This window comes from Bradyrhizobium genosp. SA-4 str. CB756, from assembly GCF_000473125.1.
Lineage (GTDB): Bacteria > Pseudomonadota > Alphaproteobacteria > Rhizobiales > Xanthobacteraceae > Bradyrhizobium > Bradyrhizobium arachidis.
This window is the reverse complement of sequence record NZ_KI421499.1, coordinates 505579-521801: the sequence shown is the minus strand read 5'-3', so window position 1 is coordinate 521801 and position 16223 is coordinate 505579. Positions and strand designations below refer to the sequence as shown.

Annotated in this window: 13 protein-coding genes; 6 read left to right on the top strand and 7 right to left on the bottom strand. The window is 65.5% G+C overall.

Annotated elements, in window-relative coordinates; translation table 11 throughout:
• The first annotated feature begins 162 nt into the window (after nt 1-162).
• Both BRAGE_RS0102520 and BRAGE_RS0102515 read left to right on the top strand, forming a co-directional pair.
• The gene (locus BRAGE_RS0102520) at nt 163-1773 is read left to right on the top strand and encodes a phytoene desaturase family protein (protein ID WP_027560611.1); all 1611 of its coding nucleotides are present in this window, start codon (nt 163-165) and stop codon (nt 1771-1773) included.
• A 186-nt stretch (nt 1774-1959) separates the two neighbouring features.
• Nucleotides 1960-2145 carry a hypothetical protein gene (locus tag BRAGE_RS0102515; RefSeq protein WP_028146180.1) on the top strand — a complete coding sequence of 62 codons (186 nt, stop codon included), beginning with the start codon at nt 1960-1962 and terminating at the stop codon, nt 2143-2145.
• A gap of 138 nt (nt 2146-2283) precedes the next feature.
• Here the strand turns inward: BRAGE_RS0102515 and BRAGE_RS0102510 are convergent, their stop codons facing one another.
• Nucleotides 2284-2439 (bottom strand): Flp family type IVb pilin, encoded by a 156-nt coding sequence (locus BRAGE_RS0102510; protein WP_092212661.1) that lies wholly within the window; start codon nt 2437-2439, stop codon nt 2284-2286.
• A 163-nt stretch (nt 2440-2602) separates the two neighbouring features.
• On the opposite strand from BRAGE_RS0102510, the gene BRAGE_RS0102505 reads away from it, so the two are divergent.
• On the top strand, nt 2603-3490 hold the full coding sequence (locus tag BRAGE_RS0102505; RefSeq protein ID WP_027560614.1) for a 50S ribosomal protein L11 methyltransferase: 888 nt from the start codon (nt 2603-2605) through the stop codon (nt 3488-3490).
• Nucleotides 3491-3586: 96 nt separating this feature from the next.
• Here the strand turns inward: BRAGE_RS0102505 and BRAGE_RS0102500 are convergent, their stop codons facing one another.
• Nucleotides 3587-3772 (bottom strand): hypothetical protein, encoded by a 186-nt coding sequence (locus BRAGE_RS0102500; RefSeq protein WP_027560615.1) that lies wholly within the window; start codon nt 3770-3772, stop codon nt 3587-3589.
• Nucleotides 3773-3960: 188 nt separating this feature from the next.
• Here BRAGE_RS0102500 and BRAGE_RS0102495 point away from each other — a divergent pair, with 188 nt between their 5' ends.
• Complete coding sequence (locus BRAGE_RS0102495; RefSeq protein ID WP_027560616.1) at nt 3961-5790, top strand: aminopeptidase P family protein; 1830 nt, start codon at nt 3961-3963, stop codon at nt 5788-5790.
• Nucleotides 5791-6131: 341 nt separating this feature from the next.
• On the top strand, nt 6132-7412 hold the full coding sequence (locus BRAGE_RS0102490) for a multidrug effflux MFS transporter (protein WP_027560617.1): 1281 nt from the start codon (nt 6132-6134) through the stop codon (nt 7410-7412).
• 168 nt (nt 7413-7580) lie between these two features.
• On the opposite strand, the gene ligA is transcribed toward BRAGE_RS0102490, so the two are convergent.
• Complete coding sequence (gene ligA, locus BRAGE_RS0102485; RefSeq protein WP_027560618.1) at nt 7581-9734, bottom strand: NAD-dependent DNA ligase LigA; 2154 nt, start codon at nt 9732-9734, stop codon at nt 7581-7583.
• A 117-nt stretch (nt 9735-9851) separates the two neighbouring features.
• Between ligA and BRAGE_RS0102480 the strand changes: the two genes are divergently transcribed.
• Complete coding sequence (locus BRAGE_RS0102480) at nt 9852-10139, top strand: GIY-YIG nuclease family protein (protein WP_027560619.1); 288 nt, start codon at nt 9852-9854, stop codon at nt 10137-10139.
• A gap of 95 nt (nt 10140-10234) precedes the next feature.
• Here BRAGE_RS0102480 and recN read toward each other — a convergent pair whose 3' ends face one another.
• The 4 genes from recN to ftsZ form a co-directional block, all read right to left on the bottom strand.
• Nucleotides 10235-11908, bottom strand: coding sequence for a DNA repair protein RecN (recN, locus tag BRAGE_RS0102475; RefSeq protein WP_027560620.1), 1674 nt, complete (start codon nt 11906-11908; stop codon nt 10235-10237).
• Between the two features lie 25 nt (nt 11909-11933).
• Nucleotides 11934-12821, bottom strand: coding sequence for an outer membrane protein assembly factor BamD (locus tag BRAGE_RS0102470; protein WP_027560621.1), 888 nt, complete (start codon nt 12819-12821; stop codon nt 11934-11936).
• A 245-nt stretch (nt 12822-13066) separates the two neighbouring features.
• Complete coding sequence (lpxC, locus tag BRAGE_RS0102465; protein ID WP_027560622.1) at nt 13067-14029, bottom strand: UDP-3-O-acyl-N-acetylglucosamine deacetylase; 963 nt, start codon at nt 14027-14029, stop codon at nt 13067-13069.
• A gap of 364 nt (nt 14030-14393) precedes the next feature.
• Complete coding sequence (gene ftsZ / locus BRAGE_RS0102460; protein WP_027560623.1) at nt 14394-16184, bottom strand: cell division protein FtsZ; 1791 nt, start codon at nt 16182-16184, stop codon at nt 14394-14396.
• Nucleotides 16185-16223: the final 39 nt, after the last annotated feature.

Genomic DNA, 16223 nt, shown 5'->3' with positions numbered 1-16223 from the left:
GCAATAAAGGGGCACGTGATGTTGCAGCGGGGAATGCTTGATATAGAGATGTCATTCGGGGGCGCGTCGAAGAGGCGAACCCGGAACCTCGAGATTCTCCGGTGCGGAGCCCGCACCATAGTTCGATGCTGCGCATCGCCCCGGAATGACGCCAGGGACATCATGACCGAAACCGACGTCGTCATCATCGGCGCTGGCCATAATGGCCTCACCTGCGCGGCCTATCTCGCGATGGCAGGCCTGCGCGTGCGCGTGGTCGAGCGCCGCAAGGTGGTCGGCGGGGCCGCGGTCACCGAGGAGTTTCATCCTGGTTTCCGCAATTCGGTCGCCGCCTACACGGTGAGCCTGCTCAATCCGCAGGTGATCCGCGATTTGGGCCTCGCCGAGCAGGGCCTGCGAATCGTCGAGCGGCGCGCGCAGAATTTCCTGCCCGCACCTGATGGCAGCTATCTCCTCACCGGCGAGGGACGGACCAAAGCGTCGGTCGCACGGCTCAGCGCGCATGATGCGGAGGCGGTTGACGGCTTCTCGCGCGAGCTGGAGGACATCGCCGACGTGCTCAGGCAATTCGTGCTGCGCGCACCGCCGAACCTGCTCGACGGCTTTGGCCCGAACGCGATCCGCGAGGCCGTCAACGCATTGCAGAGCGCCAACATCCTGCGCGGCCTGACATTGGAGCAGAGCCGCAGCCTGCTTGACCTCTTCACCCGCTCGGCCGGCGAGATGCTGGACGAGCGCTTCGAGCATGATCTGGTCAAGGCGCTGTTCGGCTTCGATGCCATCGTCGGCAATTACGCCAGCCCCTACGCCGCCGGCTCGGCCTATGTGATGCTGCACCACGCCTTTGGCGAGGTGAACGGCAAGAAGGGCGTCTGGGGCCACGCCATCGGCGGCATGGGTGCGATCACGCAGGCGATGGCGCGCGCCGCGCAGAGCCGTGGTGTCGTGATCGACCTTGATGCCGGCGTGCGCGAGGTGATCGTCGAGCGCGACCGCGCCGTCGGCGTGGTGCTGGAGAACGGCACGACCATTCGCGCGAAATACGTCGCAGCCAACGTCAATCCAAAGCTGCTCTACACGCACCTGATCGCGGCCGACGCCCTGCCGGCGGAATTCCTCGCCCGTATCAGGCACTGGAAGAACGGCTCCGGCACCTTCCGCATGAATGTGGCGCTGGACCGCCTGCCCTCCTTCACGGCGCTGCCTGATGATGGCGATCACCTCACCTCCGGCATCATCATCGCGCCAAGCCTTCCCTACATGGACCGCGCGTATCTGGATGCGCGCGCGCAGGGCTGGAGCCGCGAACCGGTCATCGAGATGCTGATCCCCTCGACGCTCGACGACACGCTCGCGCCGGAAGGCAAGCACGTCGCCAGCCTGTTCTGCCAGCACGTCGCGCCGGAGCTGCCCGACGGCAAGTCCTGGGACGACCATCGCGACGAGGTCGCCGATCTCATGATCGCGACGGTGGATAACTATGCGCCGGGCTTTGCGGCAAGCGTGCTCGGCCGCCAGATCCTGTCGCCGCTCGATCTCGAACGGCAGTTCGGCCTCCTCGGCGGCGACATCTTCCACGGCGCGCTGACCTTGAATCAGCTGTTCTCGGCGCGGCCGATGCTGGGCCATGCCGATTATCGCGGCCCCCTCAAAGGCCTCTATCATTGCGGCTCGGGCGCCCATCCCGGCGGCGGCGTCACCGGCGCCCCCGGCCACAACGCGGCGCAGGCGATCCTACGGGATCATCGCAGCCTGTTCGGAAGCCGTGGATAGGTCTGTGGACGAGTTTGTGGATGGGCTGTGGAGAGGCCTGTTGGCAGGGCTGTGGTGAACCGGGCATGGTCCTTTCATACAAGCCCGGATCAGCTGTGGAAAAGGCGCGGGATAAGTAGGGTATAAGACGGTGGATGGCCCCCGAATGACGGGCGGACAGGCTGTGGACGCCGGGGAGTGTCTCGCATGATCGACGAAAAGAGAAACGCGGAAGACATCCGCTGGAGCGAGCAAATTGCCGCGTCGATCGTGGACGAGTTGCTGGTCGCGAAACTGATTGCGGAAGATCAGGCTGAATGGGCGCGCCGGATAGTCGCCCAAGACATTCATATCCAACTGGTCTCTGGCTTCAGGCCACCCAGTTCAAACTGAGGCACGACCGCGTCTTCCTGTCAGAAGCAGCCCCTAAAACGACCTCGCCCGCCGGAGGGCAATTCCCCCAGCGGGCGTTCGTCGAAATATGACTGTCCATGAAGAAAGGTGCCCCCGCTGGGAAATAGGAGGCGGAAATTACTTCAAGGAGCTGCTAATCGAACCGAACTTCTCGTTCATCGTGGTGCCGAGACCGTTCACCACGGTGATGATCGCGAGCGCAATACCGGCCGCAATCAGGCCGTATTCGATCGCGGTCGCACCCGATTCATCGGACCAGAACTTCAAAACCATGGACTTCAAGATTCGCCTCCGTTTCCATTTCAAGCTGTGTTGGTCAGCCCCAACATCCGCAAATCTACGGGGCGCAACCTGCAGTCGGGTTAATCGGCGAATTGCAAGTTGTACGGAAATTTGGAACAAAAGTTCCAAAAATTGAACCTGACGGAACCCCAGGATGCAGCCTTCCCCCACCCACCGCGCTAGCTTTTCGCTTGCCGACGAGGCCTCGGCAAAGCGCGTTGTCGATGTGCTCACCGAGGTGTTCTTCGAGGGCGATGCGGCGGTCGCGGCGTTCGAGCGGCCGGACGGACGATGGGACGTCACGCTGCATTTCGCCGACGCGCCGGATCAGGAATTGTTGCGCGAACTCGTTGCAACTTCAGCAGGAAATGAGATCGCCGCGACTCTCGTCTTCGATACGGTCGAAGCCAAGGACTGGGTCAAGGCGAGCCTGGAAGATCTCGTCCCGGTGCCGGCCGGACGCTTCGTGGTGCACGGCAGCCACGACCGCGACCGCGTCGCGCCGAACAAGCTCAAGATCGAGATCGAGGCGGCGCTCGCCTTCGGCACCGGCCACCATGGCACCACCCGCGGCTGTTTACTGTTGCTTGACCATGTCCTGAAGAGTTCCGGGCCACGGAACATTCTCGACCTCGGCACCGGGACCGGCGTGCTCGCCATCGCGGCGGCGAAGGCGCTGCATCGCGCGGTACTGGCCTCCGATATCGACCCGCCCTCGGTGCGGGTGGCGGCCGAGAACGCGGCGCTGAACGAAGTCGGCACCTGCGTCCGGGTGATCCGCGCGACCGGCTTTGCCGCACCCGATTTTGCCAAATCCGGCCCGTTCGACCTGGTGCTGGCCAACATCCTTGCCAATCCGTTAAGGCAACTGGCCGGGCCGATGGCGCGGCACCTGGCGCCCGGCGCCCGCGTCATCCTCTCCGGCCTGCTCACGCACCAGGCTCCCGCCGTGATCGCCGCCTACCGCGCGCGCGACCTCGTGCCGCTCAGGCATCTACGGATCGAGGGCTGGAGCAGCTTGTTGCTGCGGAAGGTGGGGTAAGCGAGATGACGTAGGGTGGGCACAGCGAAAGCGTGCCCACCATCTGTCGCCGCTGGAGAAAGATCGTGGGCACGGCGCTTCGCGCCTTTGCCCACCCTACGAAACTTCGCCCGGCTTCTCGTCCCGTTGCATCGCGCCCTCGCCCTGCAAGGCGCGCCTGGCGCGGCGTTCGGCGAAACGATCGATCAATTGGCTGATGAGGCCGCGCGGCTTCTCAGGCTGGGTTTCGGCCGGGGCGCGGCGGACCGGCGGCGTGATCTTCTCAAACGTGAACGCTGGCATCGTGTGTCCCCTCGCCGTTGAGATGAACCACTTGCTCGAATTTCCCTGTTATCCGGACGAAGCGCAACTGCTGCATCCTGTACTCCACTCAATTCGAATGGCAGATTTTCAAGCACAGTCCATGCCAGATGCGGCGCAATTGCGTCCGCATTGCGGACCGATCCCCATGGTCCTAGATTGAGCCCATCATGTTCGAAGCACACTTCCAGACATTCGAGGAACCTGAAGCCGGCGTCGCATTGACGGCGCGCCTGGCCGCGCTCCGTGAAGAGCTCGCCCGCCGCAAGCTGACCGGCTTCATCGTTCCGCGCGCTGACCAGCAGCAGAACGAATATGTGGCCCCGTCGGAGGAGCGCCTCGCCTGGCTGACCGGCTTTACCGGCTCGGCAGGCTTGGCCGTGGTGCTGACGCACGAGGCCGCGGTGTTCGTCGACGGCCGCTACACCATCCAGGCCGCCAAGCAGGTCGACGCCAAAGCCTGGGCGGTGGAGTCTCTGGTCGATCCGCCCCCGGAGAGCTGGGTGTCGGCGCACCTGAAGGCGGGCGATCGCCTAGGATTTGATCCGTGGCTGCACACTTCTGCGGCAGCCGAGCGCCTCGCGGCGGCCTGCGCCAAGGCCGGCGCCGAGCTGGTCGCCGTCGACAGCAATCCGGTCGATGCGATCTGGCAGGACCGGCCGCAGCCGCCGCTCGCGCCCGTCGCCGTCCACGGCCTGCAATATGCGGGGACCGCCGAGGCTGCGAAGCTCGCGCAGATCAGGAGCGAGATCGACAAGCTCGGGGTCGACGCGCTGGTGCTGTCCGACAGCCATGCGGTGGCCTGGACCTTCAACATCCGCGGCGCCGACGTCGCCCATACGCCGCTGCCGCTGTCCTATGCGCTGGTGCCGAAGGACGGCCGTCCCACCATCTTCATCGACCACCGCAAGCTCTCGAATCTCTCGCGCGATCATCTCGAGCAGTCCGCCGATGTGCGCGAGCCCGACGCGATGGCGCCGACGCTGATGGCGCTGGCCAAGAGCGGCGCGGCGATCGCGCTCGACAATGCCACCGCCGCCGACGCGCTGAGCCGATTGATCGCGAGCGCCGGCGGCAAGCCGGTGCGCGGCAACGATCCGATCGCGCTGCTCAAGGCAGTCAAGAACGCGACCGAGATTACCGGCACGAAAACGGCCCATGTCCGCGACGCCGTGGCGCTGGCACGCTTCCTCGCCTGGGTCGACCGGGAGGCCGGAAGCGGCAAGCTCACCGAGATCGACGCCGTCGAGGCGCTGGAGACCTTCCGGCGCGACACCGGCGCGCTGAAGGACGTGTCGTTCCCGACCATCTCCGGAACGGGGCCGAACGGCGCCATCGTGCATTACCGCGTCACCCGCAAGAGCAACCGGCGCATCGCGCCGGGCGATCTCCTGCTGATCGATTCCGGCGCGCAATATGAAGACGGCACCACCGATGTCACCCGCACCATGGCGGTGGGCGAGCCGACCGACGAGATGCGCGACCGCTTCACCCGCGTGCTGCGCGGCCATATCGCGATCGCGCGCGCCGTGTTTCCCGATGGCACCACCGGCGCGCAGCTCGACACGCTGGCGCGGCAATATCTCTGGTCCGCCGGCGTCGATTTCGAGCACGGCACCGGCCACGGCGTCGGCAGCTATCTCAGTGTGCATGAAGGGCCGGCGCGCATTTCCAAGCTCGGCACGACGCCGCTGAAGCGCGGCATGATCCTCTCCAACGAGCCCGGCTACTACAAGACCGACGGCTTCGGCATCCGCATCGAGAACCTCGAGCTCGTCGTCGCCGCCGACATCAAGGGCGCCGAGAAGCCGATGAACGCGTTCGAGACGCTGACGCTGGCGCCGATCGATCGCCGGCTGATCGATGTGGCGATGCTGAGCCGTGACGAGCTCGACTGGCTCAACGCCTATCATGCGCGCGTGCGGGCCGAGGTGCGACCGGCACTGGACGAGGCGACGAAGGCGTGGCTCGACCAGGCGACGGCGGAGCTGAAGGCGTAGCGCGCGTGCCGGAGCACGACGCATAGCTCTACGCGATTTGCGCAACGCTCCCGCTTCACCACAGCTGTCATGCCCCGCGAAGGCGGGGCATCCAGTACTCTGCGGCCGCTCGATTCAATCACGACTGCCTCTGGAATACTGGATTCCCCGCCTTCGCGGGGAATGACAGCGAAGATGCGGCACGAACGCACAACATCTCGACACGCGCGCCCCGTAGAATAACGGCCTGCGCACGGTCTCATCACCACCGTCCCGAAATCCGAATAGCCGCATTCCGAAACGCCGATATCCGTCTTGCGTGAGCACGCTACAGTCGATTCGACTTCGAAAGACGGACGACAATGCACGGCATGATCAGCAGGCCGCCGGATGCGGCAACGAAGAACATCGCGACCTCGCGCGTGGTGTTGCTGTTGCTGGTCGTCATGACCGGGATCGCGCCGATATCGCTCTACATCCTGGTTCCGGCACTGCCGGTGCTGGCGACGACGTTCGGGCGCGACATCTCGATCGCGCAGATGACGGTGTCGCTCTACATGGTCGGCATCGCGATGTCGCAGCTCATCATGGGGCCGCTGTCCGACAAGTTCGGCCGGCGTCCGGTGCTGCTTGGAGGCCTCGCGCTGATGGTCGCAGCGAGCATCGCCTGCATCTTCGCCGAGACCCTGCCGCAACTGATCGCAGCGCGCTTCTTCCAGGCACTGGGCGGCGCCTCCGGCATGGTGATCAGCCGTGCCATCATCCGAGACATCTACGAGCGCGACCGCGTTGCCTCCATGATCAGCCTCGTGGTTGCCGCCCTGATGATCGGCCAGATGGTCTCGCCGCTCACCGGCGGCCTGATCGAGACCGCGTTCGGCTGGCGCGCCATCTTCTACGCCGTCACGATCGGCGCGATCGCGGTCGCCGTCGGCATCGCGATCGCATTGCCGGAGACGCGCCGCGACCGCGCAGTCGGCAGCGGCGGCTTTCGCAGCGACGTCGGCACCCTGATCAAGAGCCGCGCATTCATCGGCTATGTGATGTGCCAGGTACTGGCGTCGCAGATCATCTTCACCTTCGCCGGTGGCGGCCCCTATATCGTGGTCACGCAGATGGGCCGGACCAGCGCAGAATACGGCGCCTGGTTCGCTACGACCGGCTTTGCCTATCTCGTCGGCAATTTGCTCTGCGTGCGCTTTGCGCCGCGGCACTCGCTGGAGAAACTGATCTGGTTCGGTCTCGGCCTGCAGCTGTGCGGCAGCCTGCTGAACCTGCTGTTCAGTTTCACCGGCTGGAACGAGGCACCGGCCTGGCTATTCGGCACGCAGATGATCGTGATGGTCGGCAATGCCTTCGTGATGGCGAACTCGGCCGCAGGTGCCATCAGCATCCGCCCCGAAGCAGCCGGCACCGCATCAGGCGCGATGGGCTTCCTCCAGCAGGGCATCGGCGCGCTGATGTCGCAATTCGGCGCCTATCTCGGCGGCCATTCAACAACGACGCTACCGCTGACCTCGGCAGTGCTGGCGATCTCGCTGCTCTGTGCTTGCATGATGATCTTCGTCGTCCCCCGCCGCGAGGTGGTGGTGAGCGAGACGCTGATCGAGCAGGCGGAAGAGGAAGAAAGCGGAATGATGTAGCCGTCGCTGTGGGCGACGGCAGTCACAACACCCTCGGTGTCATCCCCCGCGAAGGCGGGGGGATCCAGTACGCCGCGGCTTGTCCGCATCCTCGCGCTGTCTTTGGAATACTGGATCGCCCGGTCAAGCCGGGCGATGACATCGGAGTAGGTGGAGAGTGAATTGCAATCACTCCCCGATCAGCTTCAGCCACTCGTCCTCGGTCAGCACCTTGACGCCGTGCTTGTTGGCCTCCGCGAGCTTCGAGCCGGCGCCGGGGCCGGCGACGACGAGATCGGTCTTCTTCGACACCGAGCCCGACACTTTCGCGCCCAGACGCTCCGCGGTGGCCTTGGCCTCGTCGCGCGTCATCTTCTCCAGCGAGCCGGTGAACACCACCGTCTTGCCGGCGACGGCGGAGTTGCTCTTCGGCTTCTCGGCGTCGACGATCTCGACCTCTTTCGTCAGCCGCTCGACGATGCCGCGGTTGTGGCTTTCGCCGAAATAATCGGCGATGCTCTTGATCACGGTGTCGCCGATCTGGTCGAGCGCGTCCATGTCCGTCATCGCCTCCTCGTCGCCCTTGGCGACCTTGAGGCAGGCGTCGTGGAAGGCATCCCAGGAGCCGTAGCCGCGTGCCAGCGCCAGCGCCGTGGTCTCGCCGACATGGCGCATGCCGAGCGCATAGACGAAACGCTCCAGTGCGATTTTGCGCCGGCTCTCGATCGCGCCGAACAGATTGCGCACCGAGGTCGCGCCGTAGCCTTCGATCTCCTCGAGCTTCAGCTTCGAATTGCGCTTCTCCAGCGTGAAGATGTCGGCGGGCTCCTTGACCCATCCTTCATCGAAGAAATACTGGAGCTGCTTCTCCCCGAGCCCATCGATGTCGAACGCGCGCCGCGAGACGAACAGCTTGAGATGCTCGATCTTCTGATAGGGGCAGGCGAACTCGCCGGTACAGCGGGCGCGCGAGCCCTCTTCGCCCGCCGCCGTCTCCTCGCGCGTGACGTCGGTGTGCAGCGGGCACGGGCACTTCTTGGGAAAGTGGAATTCCCTGGCGGTCTTCGGCCGCTTGTCGAGGACGACATCGACCACCTGCGGAATGACGTCGCCAGCGCGCTGGATCACGACGGTGTCGCCGATCCGGATGTCGCGGCCCTCGCGAAGCACCTCGCCCTTGTTGCCGATGCCCTTGATGTAGTCCTCGTTGTGCAGGGTGACGTTCTGCACGATCACGCCGCCGACGCCGACCGGTTCGAGCTTGCCGACCGGCGTGAACGAGCCGGTACGCCCGACCTGGATCTCGATGTCGCGCAGCACCGTCATGGCGCGCTCGGCCGGGAATTTGTGCGCGATGCCCCAACGGGGCGTGCGCGAGACGAAGCCGAGCCGCTCCTGCCAGTCGATGCGGTCGACCTTGTAGACGACGCCGTCGATGTCGTAGTCGAGCCGCGCGCGTTGCTCCTCGATGGAATGATGGAAGGCGAGCATCTCCTCGACCGAGTGACACAGCTTGGTCAGCGGATTGGTCTTGAAGCCGCAGCGCTCGAACCAGCCGATCATGCCGCTCTGCGTGCCCTCGGGCATCGCGCTCATCTCGCCCCAGGCATAGGCGAAGAAGCCCAGGGGACGCGAGGCGGTGATGGTCGGGTCCTTCTGCCGCAGCGAGCCCGCGGCCGAGTTGCGCGGGTTGGCGAAGATGGTGTCGCCCGCCGCCTTCTGCCGCTCGTTGAGCGCCAGGAACGCCTTCTTGGTCATGTAGACCTCGCCGCGCACCTCGCAGATGTCGGGGACGTTGCGGCCCTTCAGCTTCTGCGGCACGTCTTCGAGCGTGCGGATGTTGGCGGTGACGTCCTCGCCTTCCGCGCCGTCGCCGCGCGTCGCCGCGGTGACGAGATCGCCGCCCTCGTAGCGCAGCGACATCGACAGGCCGTCGATCTTCGGCTCGGCGGAGAAATCGACCTTGCCGTCGTCGAGCTTCAGGAAGCGCACGATGCGGCCGACGAAGTCGCGCACGTCCTCTTCGGCAAAGGCATTGTCGAGCGACAACATGGGAAGGGAGTGACGCACCTTCGTGAAGCGTCCCGACGGCGCAGCCCCGACCTTCTGCGAGGGCGAGTCCGCGCTGACGAATTCCGGAAAGCGTTTCTCGATAGCGTTGAAGCGTTGGCGCAGCGCGTCGTATTCGGCGTCGGTGACGCTGGGCGCGTCCTCTTGATAATAGCGGCGATCGTGCTCCTCGAGCTCGAGCGCGAGCCGCATGTGCTCGACCTTGGCCTGCGCCTTGGTGAGCTCGGTGACGTCGCGAAGCGGCCTTGCTTTGGATTTTGCTGCTCTTGCCATTGTACTTAGAGTTGTGCTCCGTCGTTCCGGGATGGTCCGAAGGACCAGACCCGGAACCTCGAGATTCCGGGTTCGCACTTCGTGCGCCCCGGAATGACGAAGTCGTGGGAGGGGCTCATGGCGTATTACGTCTATATTCTAGCAAGCCGACGAGATGGGGCAATCTATGTCGGCATCACCAATGACCTCGTGCGTCGCGTCTACGAGCATCGAATCAAGGCCGTCCGGGGCTTCACGGCCAAATACAACATCACGCAGCTAGTTTGGTTCGAGGTCTACGACGATCCGATCTCGGCGATCTCACGCGAGAAAGAACTCAAGAAGTGGAAGCGGGCCTGGAAAATCCAGCTGATCGAGAAGGACAATCCAGACTGGAATGATCTGTACGAGTCGATCTGCAAATAAGGAGTCCTTCCGGGATGGTCCGAAGGACCAGACCCGGAATCTCAAGATTCCGGGTTCGATGCTTTGCATCGCCCCGGAATGACGGTGGAAACAGACTACGCCGTCGCTGCCTTGAGCAACCTCTCCGCGGCGGCCCTCGCCTCCGCGGTGATCTCCGCTCCCGCCAGCATCCGCGCGATCTCCTCGCGGCGGTGGTCGGCGGCGAGCGCATTGACGCGGGTGGCGACGCGCTTGCCCTTGTCGAGGGCGTCCTTGGAGATCAGCAAATGCTGGTCGGCGCGGGCGGCGACCTGCGGGGCGTGGGTCACGGCCATCACCTGCACCTTGCCGGCGAGGCGCGCCAGCCGCGCGCCGATGGCGTCCGCGACCGCACCGCCGACGCCGGTGTCGATCTCGTCGAAGACGAGCGTCGGCGCCGAGCCGCGGTCGGACAGCACGACCTTGAGCGCCAGCAGGAAGCGCGACAGCTCGCCACCGGAGGCGACCTTCATCAACGGCCCCGGCCTCGTGCCCGGATTGGTCTGCACCCAGAACTCGACGCGGTCGAAGCCTTGCGGGCCTGGCGCCGCCTCGTCGGTCTCGACCTGGGTCATGAACTTGGCGCGCTCGAGCTTGAGCGGGGCGAGCTCGGCGTTGACGGCCTTGTTGAGCTTCTCCGCGGATTTCTGCCGCGCCAGCGACAGCTTCTTGGCGGCAGCCGCATAACGCGAATCGGCCTCGATCGCGGCCTGCTCCAGCTTCTTGAGCTGCGAGGCGCCGGCATCGATCAGCACGACATCGGCGGCATATTTGGCAGCCAGCGCAGCCAGGCCATCGACCGGCGTCGAATATTTGCGCGAGGCCGCACGCAAAGCGAACAGCCGCTCCTCGATGCGCTCGAGCTCGGCCGGGTCGAAGTCGGTCGCGGCAAGTGCGGCCTGGAGATGCTGGTCGGCTTCCTCCAGCGCGTTGATCGCGGTGTCGATCGCCCGCACGGCAGGCTCGACCAGCGTCGGCGAGTTCACGCCGCGACGTTCCAGCCGGCGCACCGCGGCCGACAGTGCCGCAACCGGCGAATGATTGCCACCGACGGCCTCCTGCGCCTCGCGCAGATCGGAGGCGATCTTCTCGCCCTGCATCATGGTGGTGCGGCGCGAGGCCAGCGCTGTCTCCTCGCCGTCCTTGGGCGCGAGCTGCTTCAATTCGTCGGAGGCATGGCGCAGATAGTCGGCCTCGCGCGCGGCGCGCTCCATGCCGGCGCGGTGCACTTCCAGCGTGGTGTTGGCGGTGCGGCGGGCCTCCCAGAGCGCTTCGACTGCGGCGACGTCCTTCTCCAGACCGGCGAAGGCATCGAGCAGGCGGCGGTGGGTGGCGGCATCGACCAGCGCACGCTCGTCGTGCTGGCCGTGGATCTCGACCAGGGCGGCACCGACCGCCTTCAGCGTCTGCACGCTGATCGACTGGTCGTTGATGAAGGCGCGGGTGCGGCCGTCGGCGAGCTGCACCCGGCGGAGAATCATCTCGCCGGTGTCTTCCAGGCCGTTCTCGGCGAGGATTTTTGCTGCGGGGTGATTCTTGGGGACATCGAACACGGCGGTGACCTGCCCCTGCTCCGCGCCGTGACGCACGAGGCCGGCATCGCCGCGGCCGCCGAGCGCCAGCGCAAAGGCATCGAGCAGGATGGATTTGCCCGCACCGGTCTCGCCGGTCAAAACCGCAAGGCCAGTGGCGAATTCGATATCGAGCCGTTCGATCAGGACGATGTCACGGATCGACAGACGCGCCAGCATGGAACCAGATTTCCTAGCCGAGGACCTACAGACCTATCTTCTTGAAGGTCCGGCTGATCCAGGACCCCTGATTCTCGCTCGGTTCGAGACCGCCCGATTTTACAAGATTATAGGCGTCCTTGTACCAGCGGCTGTCAGGAAAATTGTGGCCGAGCACGGCGGCCGCGGTCTGCGCCTCGCCGACGATGCCGATCGCCATATAGGCCTCGGTGAGGCGGAATAGCGCCTCCTCGACGTGGCGCGTGGTCTGGTACTGCGTCACGACGGTCTTGTAGCGGTTGATCGCCGCGGTGTAGTCGCGCTTCTGCGCGTAGTAACGGCCGACATTCATTTCCTTGCCGGCGAGCTGGTCGCGCGCACCCTCGATCTTGGCCTTGGCCGAGGTCGCATATTCCGAGTTCGGATATTTGCGCACCACCTCTTCGAGCGCGGCGATCGCCTTCTCGGTGCGGGCTTGGTCGCGGCTGACGTCCGGAATCTGGTCGTAATGGGAGGCGGCGATCAGGTACTGCGCATAGGCCGCGTCCGGGCTGCCGGGATGCAGCGTGACGTAGCGGGTGGCGGCACCGATGCAGCCGTCAAAGTCGCCGCCCTGGTAGGAGGCGTAGGCCGACATCAGCAGCGATTTGCGGGCCCAGTCGGAATAAGGATGCTGGCGGTCGACCTCTTCGAACTTCTTGTTCGCCGCCTTCATGTCCTTCTTTTCGTTCATGAGGTACAAGCCCTCATTGTAGATCTTGTCGGCGGGCTCCTCGACGAAGGTGTCGTCCTTGGCGGTGAACTTGTCCCAGAGTGCGCCGGTGCCGCAGCCGGCCAGCGGCAGCGCGAGCAGGATGAAGGTGGCGGCGTGAAGCAGCCCGCGGGCGCCAGACGAGACCGAGAGATATCCGCGCGTCATACGCTGTGCCGACATGAATTTAAGACCTGACGCCCTGTGATGCGGTGCCCGCCAGCCCATGAACCCGGTCATGGGCGCGAAATGTGACCGTGGTGCCTGCCATGCGACCACGCAGGAGTAACCGAAAAACGTTCGCTAACCCACCCGATAGGCAGGCATTCCGCCCGGATTAAGGCGAAATTGCCGCAATGCTAGCGGATCATGGTTACCAGGAGTTTCCCGGGGAAAAGGCCGCCGCGCACCCGCGACAACAGGTCTGTTCAGGACACGTCCGGCCCGTAGGCCGCAGCGATCCGGCCGCCGACGATGCCGCGGCCGACTTCGCCCAGCGGACGCGCGGTGCGGCGAGCCGCCTCGCCCTCGACAACGCGCCAGGCCGTACGGTCGGCAAGCAGCGCGGTCAGGACGGCATGGTTGAGCTTGTGGCCGCCGCGAACCGAACGGTAGGCGCCGAGCAGCGGCAGGCCGGCCAGCGCGAGGTCGCCAATCACGTCCAGCACCTTGTGGCGGGCGCATTCGTCGGCGTAGCGCAGGCCTTCGGTGTTGAGCAGCCGCTCCTCGTCGAACACGACGGTGTTGTCGAAGGAGGCGCCGAGGGCGTAGCCCGCGCTCCAGAGACGGGCGACATCGCACATCAGGCCGAAGGTGCGGGCGCGGCCGACTTCGCGGCGGAAACGTTCCGTGCTGAGCTCGAAGGAATAGCTCTGCTGGCCGATGACGGGATTGGTGAAGTCGATCTCGACTTCGGCACGGAATCCGTTGGCATAGGGCCGGATCTCGCCGAAGGAGTCGCCGATCTTGACCGAGATCGGCTTCAGAACCTGGATGAAGCGGCGCTGCGCCGGCTGGGTGACGATGCCGGCCTGGTCGATCGCCGCAATGAAGGCCGCCGCGCTGCCGTCCATGATCGGCACTTCCGGTCCGTCGATCTCGATGGTGGCGTTGTCGACGCCCATGCCCCGCAGCGCAGCAAGCACATGCTCGGCGGTGGACACCAAAGGACCGCTGCGGTCGCCGAGGACGGTGGCGAAATCGGTTGCGATCACCTGCTCGGCGGTCGCCTGAACTTCGCGGTCACTTCCCTCAAGGCCGGTACGGACAAAAATAAAACCCGCGTCGACAGGCGCAGGCCCGAGCGTGAGAGTCACGGGAAGACCGGAGTGAACGCCTACGCCTGCCACGGTGGCTTGCGCGCGAAGCGTTGTTTGCCGGCTAAATTTCATCAGGAATCCGCCCCACTACGACCCACTGCGACTTATACTAGACCCACTTGGCCGGCCAGTGCCGACGGTTGCGAATCTCCGTATCCCCAAGTCACGGCAAACCATAGTTGCTGCCTCAAACAGCGCCAACTCACGCTTTTTTACCGATTGTTACCCCAAACCTGCCGTATTCGCGCCAAGGCTTAACCAAATTGCGCCGGAGTTTCGAGCCGATATCGGCAGTTTTACTGAACCACCGAATACGTAATTAATGATTTAAAATCAGTTGTTTGGCTGCGCAATCCGGGCATGCACGGGAGAAAAGGAAAGGTCCCGGCAAGCTTGCTGCCGGGACCTTTTTTCGTCTGCCCTATTGTAACAATCCTCAGGTCGCCTGCCGCCGCAGGAAGGCCGGGATATCAAGATGGTCGTCACCCTGTGGCGCCGGCGCAACAGGCGCCGGGCGGCCATGCATGTCCAGACCCTGCGGCGCGGGACGGCGCGCATACTCCGATACCGGCTCGCTGGCCGCGATCTGCTGCGCCACGCTCTTCTGCGAACGGCGATCGGGCAGCGGCGGCATCGCGGGACCGGCGGTGCGGGCGGCGACCGGCGGCTCGCTCTCCTCGTCGCGGCGGCCGAGGCCGACATTGGCGAGTCGCTGGAGCAGCGACAGGCGGCTCTTCTGCGGGGTCTCCTCCTCGACCTCGCCGCGGGCCTGGCGAAGCTCGGCCTGGGCCGGCATCGGCAGTTCCTCGAGGCGCGGCATCCGCGGCGCACGGACCGGCGGGCGCTCGGCCTGCGGCGGGATGAAGTTTTCCGGCGTCATCGGCTCCTGCATCGCCATCGGGGCCTGCTCAGGCTCCGGGAACAGGGTCGGCTTCTGCGCGATCGGGCGCACTGTGACGTCACCATAGGTCTGCGGCGCCTGCGGCACATCGGAGACGGCGGCGGCGATGGCGGCGAGCGCGGCGCGCTCGACATTCGCACGCGGCGCGGCCGGGGCGGCCGCAACCGGAGCGGCGGCCGGGATCTGCGCTTCCAGCTTCTGGGCGCGTTCGGCCAGGCGCTGGTTGTCGGCGCGGAGCCGCGCGGTGAGGTCGGCGAGACGGCTCTCGGCAGCGGCGGCCGGAGCGGCAGGAGCCTGCTGCACCTGCGGCGCGGCGTTCGCGACGGGAGCGGAGGTCGCCTGGCTGTTGCGGGCGATCGCGGCTTGCTCGATGCCGGTGGCGACGACCGAGACGCGGATCAGGCCGTCGAGCGCTTCGTCGAAGGTGGCGCCGACGATGATGTTGGCGTCCTGGTCGACTTCCTCGCGGATGCGGGTCGCGGCTTCGTCCACCTCGAACAGCGTGAGGTCCTTGCCGCCGGTGATGGAGATCAGGAGGCCCTTGGCGCCCTTCATCGATGAGTCGTCGATCAGCGGGTTGGCGATCGCGGCTTCCGCGGCGGTCAGCGCGCGCTTGTCGCCGGACGCTTCGCCCGTGCCCATCATCGCCTTGCCCATTTCCCTCATCACCGCCCTCACGTCGGCGAAGTCGAGGTTGATCAGGCCTTCCTTGACCATCAGGTCGGTGATGCAGGCAACGCCGGAGTAGAGCACCTGGTCGGCCATCGCGAAGGCGTCGGCGAAGGTGGTCTTCTCGTTGGCGACCCGGAACAGGTTCTGGTTCGGGATGATCAGGAGCGTGTCGACGACCTTGTGCAGCTCGTTGATGCCGGCTTCGGCGGTGCGCATGCGGCGGCCGCCTTCGAAGTGGAACGGCTTGGTCACGACGCCGACGGTGAGGATGCCCATGTCGCGCGCGGTCTTGGCGATCACCGGAGCAGCACCCGTGCCAGTGCCGCCGCCCATGCCGGCGGTGACGAACACCATGTTGGCGCCCGAGAGATGGTCGCGCAGCTCGTCGATCACCTCTTCCGCCGCCGCGGCGCCGACGTTCGGCTGCGAACCTGCGCCGAGGCCTTGGGTGACCGCAGTGCCCATCTGCACGATGCGCTGCGCCTTCGACATCGTCAGCGCCTGCGCGTCGGTGTTGGCGACCACGAAGTCGACGCCCTGCAGGCCCGCCGTGATCATGTTGTTGACGGCGTTGCCACCGGCGCCACCGACGCCGAACACGGTGATCCGGGGCTTCAGTTCGTGAATATCAGGAACATTGATGCTGATGGTCATGGTTGCCTCTCGATCACGCGCGCGTGGGTTCGCCCCGGC

Bases quoted from the DNA above. Each gene is read 5' to 3' on its own strand.
- BRAGE_RS0102520 (WP_027560611.1), top strand. From the start codon at position 163: ATGACCGAAACCGACGTCGTCATCATCGGCGCTGGCCATAATGGCCTC.
- BRAGE_RS0102515 (WP_028146180.1), top strand. From the start codon at position 1,960: ATGATCGACGAAAAGAGAAACGCGGAAGACATCCGCTGGAGCGAGCAA.
- BRAGE_RS0102510 (WP_092212661.1), bottom strand. From the start codon at position 2,439: ATGGTTTTGAAGTTCTGGTCCGATGAATCGGGTGCGACCGCGATCGAA.
- BRAGE_RS0102505 (WP_027560614.1), top strand. From the start codon at position 2,603: ATGCAGCCTTCCCCCACCCACCGCGCTAGCTTTTCGCTTGCCGACGAG.
- BRAGE_RS0102500 (WP_027560615.1), bottom strand. From the start codon at position 3,772: ATGCCAGCGTTCACGTTTGAGAAGATCACGCCGCCGGTCCGCCGCGCC.
- BRAGE_RS0102495 (WP_027560616.1), top strand. From the start codon at position 3,961: ATGTTCGAAGCACACTTCCAGACATTCGAGGAACCTGAAGCCGGCGTC.
- BRAGE_RS0102490 (WP_027560617.1), top strand. From the start codon at position 6,132: ATGCACGGCATGATCAGCAGGCCGCCGGATGCGGCAACGAAGAACATC.
- ligA (WP_027560618.1), bottom strand. From the start codon at position 9,734: ATGGCAAGAGCAGCAAAATCCAAAGCAAGGCCGCTTCGCGACGTCACC.
- BRAGE_RS0102480 (WP_027560619.1), top strand. From the start codon at position 9,852: ATGGCGTATTACGTCTATATTCTAGCAAGCCGACGAGATGGGGCAATC.
- recN (WP_027560620.1), bottom strand. From the start codon at position 11,908: ATGCTGGCGCGTCTGTCGATCCGTGACATCGTCCTGATCGAACGGCTC.
- BRAGE_RS0102470 (WP_027560621.1), bottom strand. From the start codon at position 12,821: ATGTCGGCACAGCGTATGACGCGCGGATATCTCTCGGTCTCGTCTGGC.
- lpxC (WP_027560622.1), bottom strand. From the start codon at position 14,029: ATGAAATTTAGCCGGCAAACAACGCTTCGCGCGCAAGCCACCGTGGCA.
- ftsZ (WP_027560623.1), bottom strand. From the start codon at position 16,184: ATGACCATCAGCATCAATGTTCCTGATATTCACGAACTGAAGCCCCGG.